Genomic DNA, 13,048 nt, shown 5'->3' on the forward strand with positions numbered 1-13,048 from the left:
TTAACCTGCTGAGCATCCGGTGTCGCTCTGGCGCACTTTCTTCAATCGCAGTGGCTTACAAAAAACGGGAGCTACCCCAGATGGCAGACATCATTTCGTTACACGACGCGGTGAAACAATTTGTGAGCGATGGCGACACCGTTGCCCTCGAAGGTTTCACTCACCTGATTCCGACTGCAGCGGGTCATGAAATCATTCGTCAGGGCAAGAAAGATCTGACCCTAGTACGGATGACACCTGACCTGGTCTACGACCAGTTGATCGGTGCCGGTTGTGCACGAAAATTGATTTTCTCCTGGGGGGGCAATCCGGGTGTTGGCTCGTTGCATCGTCTGCGCGATGCCGTTGAGAAGCAGTGGCCGCAACCGCTGGAAATTGAAGAACACAGCCATGCCGACCTGGCCAACGCCTACGTGGCGGGTGCCTCGGGCCTGCCATTCGCCGTGCTGCGTGCCTACGCAGGCTCTGACCTGCCCAAGGTCAACCCGCTGATCAAGACGGTCACTTGCCCGTTCACGGGTGAAGTGTTGGCCGCCGTGCCGGCGGTGCGTCCGGACGTGACGGTGATTCATGCGCAAAAGGCTGACCGCAAAGGCAACGTGCTGCTGTGGGGCATTTTGGGGGTGCAGAAAGAGGCGGCGTTGGCGGCCAAGCGCTGCATCGTCACGGTTGAAGAAATCGTCGACGACCTGCAAGCCCCTATGAACGCCTGTGTACTGCCCACCTGGGCACTTAGCGCGGTATGCCATGTGCCGGGCGGCGCGCATCCTTCCTACGCTCACGGCTACACCGAGCGCGATAACGTCTTCTATCAGGCGTGGGACCCGATTGCTCGCGACCGTGAGACGTTCACTGCCTGGATCAACGAATACATCCATGGCACTGCAAATTTCAGTGAGTTCCAGGCCAAGCTGGCCCGTGCTCTGGAGGCAAAATAATGACTTACTCCACCAATGAAATGATGACCGTTGCCGCCGCTCGCCGTTTGAAAAACGGCTCGGTGTGTTTTGTCGGGATCGGCCTGCCTTCCAAAGCGGCCAACCTGGCGCGCCTGACTTCATCGCCCGATGTCGTGCTGATTTACGAGTCTGGCCCGATTGGCGCCAAGCCCAATGTACTGCCGCTGTCGATTGGAGACGGTGAGCTGGCTGAAACCGCTGACACCGTGGTGTCCACCAGCGAAATCTTCCGTTACTGGCTGCAAGGCGGCCGGGTCGATGTGGGCTTTCTGGGCGCGGCCCAGGTCGACCGCTTCGGCAATATCAACACCACAGTGGTCGGCGACTATCACCAGCCAAAAGTGCGCCTGCCAGGTGCAGGTGGTGCGCCGGAAATCGCCGGGTCGGCGAAAAGCGTGCTGATTATCCTCAAGCAGTCCGCCCGCTCATTTGTCGACAAACTGGACTTCATTACCTCGGTAGGTCACGGCGAAGGCGGCGACTCCCGCAAACGTCTGGGCCTGCCAGGCGCGGGCCCGGTCGGGATCATTACTGACCTGTGCACCATGGAACCTGAAGCGCAGACCAACGAATTCGTGGTCACTGCGTTGCACCCGGGGGTGACCCGCGAGCAAGTGATCGCGGCCACCGGCTGGGCCATTCGCTTTGCCGACAACGTGCAGCAGACGGCGGCCCCGACCGATGTTGAGCTGACGGCCTTGCGCGATCTGGAAGCGCGCACTGCACTGGCCCACGGCCAGGCACCGGGAGAAGCGTGATGCGTGAAGTCTTTATTTGCGATGCGATTCGTACACCCATTGGCCGTTTTGGCGGTGGTCTGGCAACGGTTCGTGCGGATGACCTGGCTGCAGCACCAATCAAGGCACTGATCGAGCGCAACCCTAGCGTGAAATGGGACGAAGTCGACGAAGTGTTTTTCGGCTGCGCCAACCAGGCCGGTGAAGACAATCGCAACGTAGCCCGCATGGCCGCGTTGCTGGCCGGGCTGGCGCCAACCATTCCCGGCGTGACGCTCAACCGTCTGTGTGCCTCGGGCATGGATGCCATCGGTACGGCGTTCCGCGCCATTGCCAGTGGCGAGATGGAGTTGGCGATTGCCGGGGGCGTTGAGTCCATGTCACGAGCGCCGTTTGTGATGGGCAAGGCCGATGCGGCGTTCTCGCGCAACATGAAGCTGGAAGACACCACCATCGGCTGGCGTTTTATCAACCCGCTGATGAAAGCCCAGTACGGTGTCGATCCGATGCCACAGACGGCGGACAACGTGGCCGACGAGTACAACATTTCTCGCGCCGATCAGGACGCTTTCGCCCTGCGCAGCCAGCAACGTACTGCGGCTGCCCAGGCTGCAGGTTACTTCGCCGAAGAAATCGTGCCGGTTCGTATCGCCCATAAAAAGGGCGAAACCATCGTTGAGCACGATGAACATCCCCGTGCGGACACCAGCCTCGAAACACTGGGCAAACTCAAGCCGGTCAACGGCCCGGACAAGACCGTTACCGCAGGTAATGCCTCGGGGGTCAATGACGGGGCGGCGGCGCTGATTCTGGCGTCGGCCGAGGCGGTCAAGCGTCATGGCCTGGCCCCTCGTGCTCGAGTCCTGGGCATGGCCAGCGCCGGTGTGGCGCCGCGTGTCATGGGCATCGGCCCGGTGCCTGCGGTACGCAAGCTGGTTGAGCGCCTGGGTCTGGCGGTCAGCGATTTTGATGTGATCGAACTCAACGAAGCGTTCGCCAGCCAAGGCCTGGCCGTATTGCGGGAGTTGGGCCTGGCAGATGACGCGCCGCAGGTTAACCCCAACGGTGGTGCCATTGCGCTGGGCCACCCGCTGGGCATGAGCGGGGCACGAATTGTGATGACCGCCTTGCATCAGTTGGAAAAAACCGGCGGCAAGAAAGGCCTGGCCACCATGTGCGTGGGTGTTGGGCAAGGTCTGGCATTGGCGATAGAGCGGGTCTGATAGCGCTCAATACTGACTCTGTGGGAGCGAGCCTGCTCGCGAAGACTCCTGGTTTACTGGATAACCGCGTTGCTCTTGAGACCTTCGCGAGCAGGCTCGCTCCCACGGTCTCAGTCGTTCGGCTTATTGCGGTTACGGCGCTATATGTTGCAAGGTGTGTCTGATTGCAACTAAAACCTGATGAGTACATAAACATGACAACAGAAACTCACTACACAGGAGAGGAGCGTAAAAAAAGGATCTTTGCGATTGTCGGTGCGTCCTCCGGCAACCTTGTCGAATGGTTCGACTTTTACGTTTACGCCTTTTGTGCGATTTACTTTGCGCCTGCTTTTTTCCCCTCCGATGACCCTACGGTGCAGTTGCTCAACACCGCCGGTGTGTTCGCGGCCGGCTTTCTGATGCGCCCCATTGGTGGCTGGCTGTTTGGCCGGGTCGCCGACAAGCATGGGCGAAAGAATTCAATGATGATCTCGGTGCTGATGATGTGCGCCGGCTCGCTGGTCATCGCCTGTTTGCCTACCTACGCCTCGATTGGTGCCTGGGCTCCGGCCCTGCTGTTGATGGCGCGACTGTTTCAGGGACTGTCAGTGGGGGGCGAATACGGCACCACGGCGACCTATATGAGTGAAGTGGCGCTCAAGGGGCAGCGCGGCTTCTTTGCCTCTTTCCAGTATGTGACGCTGATCGGCGGGCAACTGTTGGCTGTGTTGGTGGTGGTGATTCTTCAACAGTTCCTGTCAGAAGATGAACTGCGAGCCTGGGGCTGGCGCGTACCGTTTGTGATCGGTGCCATTGCTGCGCTGATTTCGTTGATGCTGCGTCGCACCCTGAAAGAAACCACCAGTGCCGAAACCCGTCAGGACAAGGACGCCGGCAGCGTGAGGGCATTGTTCCGTGACCATAAGGCAGCGTTTATTACCGTGTTGGGTTACACCGCAGGCGGCTCGCTGATTTTCTACACCTTTACCACCTATATGCAGAAGTACCTGGTGAATACGGCCGGTATGCATGCCAAAACCGCCAGTTACATCATGACCGGTGCGCTCTTTCTATATATGTGCATGCAGCCGCTGTTCGGCATGCTGGCGGACAAGATCGGTCGACGTAACAACATGCTCTGGTTTGGTGCGCTGGGTACGCTGTGCACGGTGCCGATCCTGCTGACCCTGAAAACCATCAGCAGTCCGTTCCTGGCCTTTGTGTTGATTACGTTGGCGCTGGCGATTGTCAGCTTCTACACCTCAATCAGCGGGCTGGTTAAAGCCGAGATGTTCCCGCCGCAGGTGCGTGCGCTGGGCGTGGGGCTGGCGTATGCCGTCGCCAATGCGATCTTTGGTGGTTCGGCGGAGTATGTGGCGCTGGGGCTCAAGTCGATGGGTATGGAAAACAGCTTCTACTGGTATGTGACGGTCATGATGGCCATTGCCTTCCTGTTCAGCTTCCGCTTGCCCAAGCAGCCCAAGTACCTGCACCACGATCTGTGATGTAACCGCGCGCGCCATCGGTGGCGCGCGCCTTCTAAGGAAGGTTTATGAGTCATCAGCTTTTCGATGCGTACTTTACGGCCAAGGCCATGGACGAGGTCTTTAGCGACCATGGCCGGGTGCAGGCCATGCTTGACGTCGAAGCGGCTCTGGCCCGGGCGCAGGCCGGGGTTGGGGTGATTCCTCACTCTGCGGTCGCGCCTATTCAGGCGGCGTGTCGAGCTGAACTCTACGATTTCGAAGCGTTGGGCCTGGCAATCGTCAGTGCCGGTAATTCGGCGATTCCGCTGGTCAAAGCCTTGGGCAAACAGATTGCCAGCACCGCGCCCGAAGCCGAGCGTTACGTACACCTGGGCGCAACCAGTCAGGATGTGATGGACAGCGGTGTTGTGCTGCAATTGCGGACCGCTCTGGGGCTGATCGAGCGTGACTTGACGCAATTGGCGGACATCCTCGCCGACCAGGCTCAGCGCTATGCCACTACGCCTTTGGCCGGACGCACCTGGTTGCAGCAGGCCACGCCGGTCACGTTGGGGATGAAGATTGCCAGTTGGCTGGGTGCCGTCACCCGTAACCGCCAGCGCCTTAACGAACTGAAGCCGCGTTTGCTGTGCCTGCAGTTTGGTGGTGCTTCGGGCACCCTGGCGGCCTTGGGCGATCAGGCGATGCCGGTGGCACAGGCGCTGGCCAATGAGTTGGGCCTGAACCTGCCTGAGCAGCCTTGGCATACCCAGCGTGATCGTCTGGTGGAGTTCGGCGCGGCTCTTGGATTGATCGCCGGGGGGCTTGGCAAAATCGGTCGCGATATCAGCCTGCTGATGCAGACCGAGGCCGCCGAAGTATTTGAGCCGTCAGCGCCGGGCAAGGGCGGTTCTTCGACCATGCCGCACAAGCGCAACCCTGTGGGCTGCGCAGTGTTGATCAGTGCCGCGACACGGGTGCCAGGCTTACTGAGCATCCTGTTCAGCGCCATGCCCCAGGAGCACGAACGCAGCCTTGGCCTGTGGCATGCCGAGTGGGAAACCTTGCCCCAGATTTGCTGTGTCGTGTCCGGTGCGCTGGTTCAGGCACTGAACATTGCCCAAGGGCTGGAAGTGGACAGCGAGCGCATGACACGCAATCTTGACCTGACCCACGGGCTGGTGCTGGCCGAAGCGGTGAGCATCGTCCTGGCCCAGCGAGTAGGGCGCGAAACGGCGCACTATCTACTGGAGCAGTGCTGCAAACGTGCGGTGGCTGAACAGCGCCATTTGCGTGCGGTCTTGGGCGATGAGCCTGAAATCACTGCACATCTGAATGCAGACGAGCTGGATCGCTTGCTTGATCCGGCCCATTACCTTGGCCAGGCGACGACGTGGGTCGAGCGTGCGCGGGCTGAACATTTTGCGTTGGTCCTCTAAAGGAGAAGCTCGTGGGACGTGTACAACTCGCTGAAGGTGAACTCAATTACCGGCTGGAGGGCCCGCAAGGTGCGCCGGTGCTGGTGTTGTCCAACTCTCTGGGGACTGATCTGGGGATGTGGGATACGCAGATTCCGGCATTCGCCGAGCATTTCCAGGTGTTGCGTTACGACACCCGTGGTCATGGCCAGTCTCTGGTAACCGAGGGCCCGTACAGCATCGAGCAACTGGGCGGTGATGTGTTGACGCTGCTGGATGCCCTGAATATCGAGCGGGCGCATTTTTGCGGGCTGTCGATGGGCGGCTTGATTGGCCAGTGGCTGGGCATCAATGCCGGTGCTCGCTTGCACAAGCTGGTGGTGTGCAACACCGCGGCCAAAATTGGCGAGCCTTCGGTATGGGACCCGCGAATTGAAATGGTATTGCGAGACGGCGCGCAGGCGATGGCCGGGCTGCGTGATGCATCGATTGCACGCTGGTTTACCCCTGATTTTGCCCAGGCCAATCCCGGGCAGGCCAAGCGTATAACCGACATGCTCGCCGCGACTTCGCCACAGGGTTACGCAGCCAACTGTGCTGCTGTGCGCGATGCAGACTTTCGCGATCAGCTGGGAGCCATAGAAGTGCCCATGCTGGTGATTGCGGGCACTGAAGATGCGGTCACGCCGCCTTCGGGCAGCCATTTCATTCAGGAACAGGTGCGAGGCGCGCAGTACGCCGAATTTTATGCCGCGCACCTGTCCAACGTGCAGGCGGGCGATGCGTTCAGCCAGCGCGTGCTGCAATTTTTGTCAGCGGTCTGAGGGATTTTTTGTGGACGAAAAACAACGTTACGACGAAGGCATGCAAGTACGCCGTGCAGTGCTGGGTGATGCCCATGTCGATCGCAGCCTCAACGCCCTGACCGAATTCAACAGCGAGTTCCAGGAAATGATCACCCGCCATGCCTGGGGTGATATCTGGACCCGCCCCGGTTTGCCACGCCATACCCGCAGCCTGATCACCATTGCCATGCTGATCGGCATGAACCGCAATGAAGAGCTCAAACTGCACCTGCGAGCGGCAGCAAACAACGGAGTGACCCGTGCCGAGATCAAGGAAGTGATTATGCAGAGCGCCATTTACTGCGGCATCCCGGCAGCCAATGCCACGTTCCACCTGGCAGAGTCGGTGTGGGATGAATTGGGGGTTGAGTCGCGGGTTTAATAGATACATGTGGGAGCGGGCTTGCTCGCGATGCAGGCTACACGGTTTGCCAGGCAAACCGAGGTGATGCCATCGCGAGCAAGCTCGCTCCCTCAGGGTCATAAACAACAAACCCGCCAAAAGGCGGGTTTGTTGTTTAACCGATACGCATCACGCCTTCGGTGGTTGATCCGAAACAGGGCGGTCTTGCCCGGTTTGTTCGAACCAGCCGCCACCCAATGCTTTGTACAGCGTGACTTCACTGGTCAGCTGCGAAAGACGATCGGTGATCAGTGATTGCTGCGCGCTGAACAACGAGCGCTGGGCATCAAGGAAGGTCAGGTTGCTGTCGATGCCAATCCGATAACGACGTTCGGCTAACCGGTAGTAATCCTGGTTGGCGTTGACGAAATCGGTTTGTGCCTGCAACTGCTGGTTGTAGGTCTGACGCGCAGCCAGGCCGTCAGAGACTTCTTGGAAAGCGGTCTGAATCGTTTTCTCGTACTGAGAAACGGTGATTTCTTTCTGGATTTTCGAGTAGTCCAGGCTGGCGCGCAAAGCCCCTGCGTTAAAGATCGGCAGGTTGATCTGCGGCGAAAACAGCCAGGTACCCGAACCGCCCTTGAACAGCCCCGACAGGTCAGGGCTCAAGGTCCCTGCATTGGCCGTGAGGCTGATGCTGGGGAAGAACGCTGCACGTGCCGCGCCGATGTTGGCGTTGGCGGCCAACAGCTTGTGTTCGGCCTCCAGGATGTCCGGACGACGTTGCAGCAGGTCCGATGGCAAGCCAGCAGGTACTTCGCTCAACAGGTCGGCTGCCAGCGGTTTGGCCGCAGGCAGGTTGTCCGGGATGGTGGTACCCAGCAGCAGTGCCAGGCTGTTCTGATCCTGAGCCACCTGACGGGTGTACCTGGCCAGCTGGACCTTGGCGTTTTCCACCGAGGTACGTGACTGGCTCAGATCCAGTGCCGAGGCCACACCCACTTCATTGCTGCGCAACGTGAGCTTGTAGCTCTCATCGAACGTCTTGAGGGTGTCTTCGGTCAGTTTCAGCAGCTCTTTGTCAGCCTGCCAGGTCAGGTAGGCATTGGCGACACTGGCCACCAGACTGATCTGGGTGGAACGTCGGGCTTCTTCGGTTGCAAAGTAGTTCTGCAGTGCCTGATCGCTAAGACTGCGAACCCGGCCGAACAAGTCCAGTTCGTAGGCGCTGACCCCAAGGGTTGCCGAATAAGAGCTGGTGATACCCGATTCGCCGGTTTGCGACATGCGTGCCGGAGTGCGCTGACGGCTGCCGCTGCCCGTGGCCGAGACGGCCGGGAACAGGTCAGCACGCTGGATGCGGTACTGCGCGGCATAAGCGTCAATGTTCAGCGCCGCGACTCGCAGGTCACGGTTGTTCACCAAAGCCGTCTGAATAAGCTGCTGCAGCGCCGGGTCATGGAAAAATTGACGCCAGCCTTGTTCTGCAGCGGCCTTATTGGCCGCCTCGGTTGGCGAGTAGGCCGGGCCTTGCGGGTATTGCGCCGCTACCGGCGCTTCAGGGCGCTGGTAGTCGGGGATCAGCGAGCAGCCGCCCAGCGTAAACGCTGCGACAGCTACTGCGAGAAGCGACTTGCTCATTGGCCAGCCTCTTGGTTTGGAGTTTTAGTCAGATCCACTTTCGTCTTCGACTCTTTTTTGCTGCCAATGGACGATACGGCCACAAAGAACAGCGGTACCCAGAACACGGCCAGTACGGTTGCGGTGATCATGCCACCGATAACACCCGTACCAATAGCGTGCTGGCTGCCCGAGCCTGCGCCCGAGGAAATGGCCAACGGGATCACACCCAGTACAAACGCCAGCGAGGTCATGATGATCGGACGCAGACGCATGCGGCACGCCTCGATCGCAGCCTCCGACAATGTTCGTCCCTGTTCATGCAGTTCCTTGGCGAACTCGACGATCAGAATGGCGTTTTTCGATGCCAGACCGATGGTCGTAAGCAAGCCCACCTGGAAGTACACGTCGTTGGACAACCCCCGCAGGCTGGTTGCCATAAGTGCACCGATAATACCCAGTGGTACCACGAGCATGACTGCAATCGGGATCGACCAGCTTTCGTACAGTGCGGCAAGACACAGGAAGACCATCAGCAAGGAAATAGCGTACAGAGCAGGTGCTTGCGAACCTGATAGACGTTCCTCGAATGACAGCCCCGTCCAGGAAATACCAACACCCGCCGGCAGCTTTTTCGCCAGGGCTTCGACTTCGGCCATGGCTTGACCACTGCTGTAGCCCGGAGCCGGAGAACCGAGGATTTCCATCGCTTCTACGCCGTTATAACGCGACAGCTTCGGAGGACCGTAGATCCATTTGCCTTTGGCGAATGCCGAGAACGGCACCATGGTTCCTTCACCGTTACGCACGAACCACTTCTTCAGGTCTTCCGGGTTCATCCGCGAGTCAGCGGCGCCTTGGAGGAACACCTTCTTCACACGGCCGTGGTCGATGAAGTCGTTGACGTAGCTGGCACCCAGGCCGATCGACAGGGTGTTGTTGATGTCGCTCAGCTCAACGCCCAGGGCACGAGCTGCTTCGTCGTCGATTTCCAGTTGGTACTGCGGCTCATCGTTCAAGCCGTTTGGACGTACGCCGGCCAGAATCTTGCTTTGTGCAGCCATACCCAGGAACTGGTTACGGGCAGCCATCAGCTTCTCGTGACCGATACCGGAGCGGTCTTGCAGGTAAACGTCAAAACCAGTGGCGTTACCCAATTCCATCACTGCCGGCGGAGCAAACGCGAACACCATTGCATCACGGAAGGTGGAGAAGTGCGCCTGAGCACGGGCAGCCAGTGCAAACACACTGTTGTCCGCATCTCGCTCGCCCCAAGGCTTGAGCATGATGAACGCAAGGCCCGAGCTTTGACCGCGACCGGCGAAGTTAAAGCCGTTTACGGTAAACACAGAAGACACCGCTCCCGACTCTTCTTTCAACAGGTACTCGCGCATCCTGTCGATTACATCCTGAGTGCGTTCAGCAGTGGTGCCTGCGGGGGTTTGTACCTGTGCAAACAGTACGCCCTGGTCTTCTTCCGGAAGGAAGGAAGTAGGGATACGGGTAAACAGGAACACCATACCGACCACGATCAGTACGTACGCCAGCAGGTACGGAGCCTTGTGGCGAAGGATGCTGCCGACACCTTTTTCGTAGCGCTTGACGCCACTGTCGAAGGTGCGGTTGAACCAGCCGAAGAATCCGCGCTTGTTCTCGCCGTGATCACCCTTCTGGATAGGCTTGAGCATGGTGGCGCACAGCGCCGGGGTGAAGATCAATGCAACCAGTACCGACAGGGCCATCGCCGAAACGATCGTGATCGAGAACTGTTTGTAAATCACACCGGTAGAACCGCTGAAGAAGGCCATTGGCAGCAGTACCGCCGACAGCACAAGGGCGATACCTACCAGAGCACCCTGGATCTGCTCCATGGATTTCTTGGTGGCTTCCTTGGGCGGCAGGCCTTCTTCGGCCATTACCCGCTCGACGTTTTCCACCACCACAATCGCATCATCCACCAGCAAGCCGATGGCCAGAACCATGCCGAACATGGTCAGGGTGTTGATGCTGAAACCGGCAGCGGCCAGGATGCCGAATGTACCGAGCAATACAACCGGTACCGTCATCGTGGTGATGATGGTGGCGCGGAAGTTTTGCAGGAACAGGAACATCACCAGGAACACCAGTACGACGGCTTCAACCAGGGTTTCAACGACGCCCTTGATCGATGCCGATACCACTGGCGTGGTGTCATACGGGTAAACGACTTTCATGCCTTGCGGGAAGAAAGGTTCCAGGTCGCCGATGGTCTTGTGCAGTGCTTTTGCCGTGTCCAGGGCGTTAGAGCCTGGCGCCAGCTTGATTGCCAGACCCGAAGACGGCTTGCCGTTGAACTGTGCGCTGATGCTGTAGTTCTCGCCGCCCAGTCCAACCTCTGCCACATCGCTCAGGCGAACCTGGGACCCGTCGGTGTTGACCTTGAGCAGGATCTTTTTGAACTGCTCGGCGGTTTGCAGACGGGTTTTACCAATGATGGTTGCGTTCAACTCCTGACCTTTGACGGCAGGCAGGCCACCCAGTTGCCCGGAGGACACCTGTACGTTCTGTGCGCTGATGGCCGACTTAACGTCCACCGGGGTCAGGTTGTACTTGTTCAGCTTGGCCGGGTCGAGCCAGATACGCATGGCGTACTGGGCACCGAACACCTGGAAGTCACCCACACCTTCGGTACGGGAAATCGGGTCCTGCATGTTGGAGACGATGTAGTTCGACAAATCGTCCTTGTTCATGCTGCCGTCTTCAGACACCACACCGATTACCATCAGGAAGTTTTTCACTGCCTTGGTAACGCGGATACCTTGCTGCTGAACCTCTTGAGGCAGCAGTGGGGTCGCCAGGTTGAGCTTGTTCTGTACTTGAACCTGAGCGGTGTCGGGGTCTGTACCTTGCTCGAACGTAGCGGTGATGCTCATGCTGCCGTCGGAGTTGCTTTCAGACGAAACATAACGCAGGTGGTCAATACCGTTGAGCTGCTGCTCGATCACCTGAACCACGGTGTCCTGCACGGTTTGCGCCGAAGCGCCCGGGTAGGTCACGGAGATAGAGATGGCCGGTGGCGCGATGCTCGGGTATTGGTTGATCGGAAGCTTGAGGATCGATAGAGCCCCGACCAGCATGATCACCAGGGCAATTACCCAAGCGAAAATCGGACGGTCGATAAAAAATTTCGACATGGTTTACTCCCCTTTACTGCCTGCAGCTTTTTCTGTTGCCGGGGCAGATGCCGGGGTTTCGCCTTGTGGCTTATCCATGATCTTGACTTCAATGCCAGGCTTGATGAACTGCAGGCCGTCAGTGATCAAACGGTCGCCCGGGTTCAGGCCTTTCTCTACCAGCCAGTCGCTGCCGACTGTGCGCGAAGCTTGCAGAACGCGCATTTCAACCTTGTTGTCCGGCCCCACGATCAATGCCGTTGGCTGGCCCTTGAGGTTGTGCGTCACGCCGATCTGAGGAGCCAGGATCGCATTGCTGTCGATGCCTGCTTCCAGTTGTGCGTGGACAAACATGCCCGGCAGAAGGATTTCGTCAGGGTTCGGGAACACTGCGCGCAAGGTGACGGAGCCAGTGGTTTCATCGACCGATACTTCGGAGAACTCAAGACGGCCTTCTTGCGCATATTCGCTGCCATCCGGCAGGGTCAGCTTGACCTTGGCGGCGTTTTCACCGGCTTTCTTCAGGCGGCCGCTGGCCAGATCGCGGCGCAGTTCGAGCATTTCGACTGAAGATTGCGTTACGTCAACGTAGATTGGGTCCAGTTGGGTGATCACGGCCAATGCGTTGGCCTGGCCACTGGTCACTAATGCACCTTCAGTGTAGAGCGAGCGACCAATTCGGCCGGTCAACGGTGCCAGAACCTTGGTGTAACGCAGGTTGACCTGGGCGGTATTTAGCGTGGCTTCGGCTTCGAGGCGTGCGGCTTCGGCGTTGTCGTATTCCTGACGGCTTACGGCCTGCTCTGCGACCAATTGCTTGTAGCGGTCAGCCAGCGATTTGGCCGATTGTAGAGTGGCGCGGGCGCTCAGTACGGCGCTTTCATAGATGGCTGGATCGATTTGATACAGCTGCTGGCCGATTTTTACATCGCTGCCTTCTTTAAAGAAGCGCTTGAGGATGATGCCATTCACCTGAGGGCGAACTTCTGCCGAGCGATAGGACGCGGTGCGGCCCGGCAGGTCGGTGGTCAAGGTAAAAGGCTGGGTTTTCAGCGTCACGACGCCGACCTGAGGGATTTGCGGGGCAGGTGCTGCCTCTTCCTTTTTGCATCCGCTGAGTAGCGAAGCTAGGGCGATGGCAGCAACCAGAGCGGTAACAGCTGGCTTGAATTGCATGAAAATCCTCGGGTCAGGCACGCGAAAGCGCACAAGAATAGTGGAAGGGTAAAGAAAGCTGTTCCGGGTGGATAAGTAGCTTGCTAAGGAATATACTTACATTCGTGTCTGTTTGTAAATAGCGGGA

10 protein-coding genes are annotated in these 13,048 nt (G+C 58.7%); 7 read left to right on the forward strand and 3 right to left on the reverse strand.

Going from position 1 to position 13,048, the window contains the following annotated elements; genetic code table 11:
- The first annotated feature begins 80 nt into the window (after positions 1-80).
- The 7 genes from RGV06_RS19690 to pcaC all read left to right on the forward strand — a co-directional run bounded on the left by RGV06_RS19690 (position 81) and on the right by pcaC (position 7,012).
- Entirely contained in the window at positions 81-938 is an 858-nt protein-coding gene (locus RGV06_RS19690) for a CoA transferase subunit A (RefSeq protein ID WP_019827872.1), read from the forward strand.
- On the forward strand, positions 935-1,717 hold the full coding sequence (locus tag RGV06_RS19695; RefSeq protein ID WP_173667421.1) for a CoA-transferase subunit beta: 783 nt from the start codon (positions 935-937) through the stop codon (positions 1,715-1,717). Before RGV06_RS19690 ends, RGV06_RS19695 begins: the two co-directional genes overlap by 4 nt.
- Positions 1,714-2,919 (forward strand): 3-oxoadipyl-CoA thiolase, encoded by a 1,206-nt coding sequence (pcaF, locus tag RGV06_RS19700; protein WP_322150978.1) that lies wholly within the window; start codon positions 1,714-1,716, stop codon positions 2,917-2,919. The genes RGV06_RS19695 and pcaF overlap by 4 nt, the downstream gene beginning before the upstream one ends.
- A gap of 194 nt (positions 2,920-3,113) precedes the next feature.
- Positions 3,114-4,406: an MFS family transporter gene (locus RGV06_RS19705; RefSeq protein WP_019827869.1), complete on the forward strand. Its 1,293-nt coding sequence runs from the start codon at positions 3,114-3,116 to the stop codon at positions 4,404-4,406.
- A gap of 47 nt (positions 4,407-4,453) precedes the next feature.
- On the forward strand, positions 4,454-5,806 hold the full coding sequence (locus tag RGV06_RS19710; protein ID WP_322150981.1) for a 3-carboxy-cis,cis-muconate cycloisomerase: 1,353 nt from the start codon (positions 4,454-4,456) through the stop codon (positions 5,804-5,806).
- A gap of 11 nt (positions 5,807-5,817) precedes the next feature.
- On the forward strand, positions 5,818-6,609 hold the full coding sequence (gene pcaD, locus RGV06_RS19715; protein ID WP_019827867.1) for a 3-oxoadipate enol-lactonase: 792 nt from the start codon (positions 5,818-5,820) through the stop codon (positions 6,607-6,609).
- A gap of 10 nt (positions 6,610-6,619) precedes the next feature.
- Positions 6,620-7,012, forward strand: coding sequence for a 4-carboxymuconolactone decarboxylase (pcaC, locus tag RGV06_RS19720; RefSeq protein ID WP_019827866.1), 393 nt, complete (start codon positions 6,620-6,622; stop codon positions 7,010-7,012).
- Positions 7,013-7,162: 150 nt separating this feature from the next.
- Here pcaC and RGV06_RS19725 read toward each other — a convergent pair whose 3' ends face one another.
- Genes RGV06_RS19725 through RGV06_RS19735 form a run of 3 tightly spaced genes read right to left on the reverse strand, consistent with a single transcriptional unit; the run spans position 7,163 to position 12,921 of the window.
- A complete protein-coding gene (locus tag RGV06_RS19725; protein WP_019827865.1) occupies positions 7,163-8,614 on the reverse strand; it encodes an AdeC/AdeK/OprM family multidrug efflux complex outer membrane factor in 1,452 nt (483 codons plus the stop codon).
- Positions 8,611-11,766 carry an efflux RND transporter permease subunit gene (locus RGV06_RS19730; RefSeq protein WP_019827864.1) on the reverse strand — a complete coding sequence of 1,052 codons (3,156 nt, stop codon included), beginning with the start codon at positions 11,764-11,766 and terminating at the stop codon, positions 8,611-8,613. Before RGV06_RS19730 ends, RGV06_RS19725 begins: the two co-directional genes overlap by 4 nt.
- Positions 11,767-11,769: 3 nt before the next feature.
- Positions 11,770-12,921 (reverse strand): efflux RND transporter periplasmic adaptor subunit, encoded by a 1,152-nt coding sequence (locus RGV06_RS19735; protein ID WP_019827863.1) that lies wholly within the window; start codon positions 12,919-12,921, stop codon positions 11,770-11,772.
- Positions 12,922-13,048 lie beyond the last annotated feature (127 nt).

This window comes from Pseudomonas sp. CCI3.1 (assembly GCF_034313985.1).
Taxonomy (GTDB): Bacteria; Pseudomonadota; Gammaproteobacteria; order Pseudomonadales; family Pseudomonadaceae; genus Aquipseudomonas; species Aquipseudomonas psychrophila.

Bases quoted from the DNA above. Each gene is read 5' to 3' on its own strand.
- RGV06_RS19705 (WP_019827869.1), top strand. From the start codon at position 3,114: ATGACAACAGAAACTCACTACACAGGAGAGGAGCGTAAAAAAAGGATC.
- RGV06_RS19725 (WP_019827865.1), bottom strand. From the start codon at position 8,614: ATGAGCAAGTCGCTTCTCGCAGTAGCTGTCGCAGCGTTTACGCTGGGC.
- RGV06_RS19710 (WP_322150981.1), top strand. From the start codon at position 4,454: ATGAGTCATCAGCTTTTCGATGCGTACTTTACGGCCAAGGCCATGGAC.
- RGV06_RS19690 (WP_019827872.1), top strand. From the start codon at position 81: ATGGCAGACATCATTTCGTTACACGACGCGGTGAAACAATTTGTGAGC.
- RGV06_RS19730 (WP_019827864.1), bottom strand. From the start codon at position 11,766: ATGTCGAAATTTTTTATCGACCGTCCGATTTTCGCTTGGGTAATTGCC.
- RGV06_RS19735 (WP_019827863.1), bottom strand. From the start codon at position 12,921: ATGCAATTCAAGCCAGCTGTTACCGCTCTGGTTGCTGCCATCGCCCTA.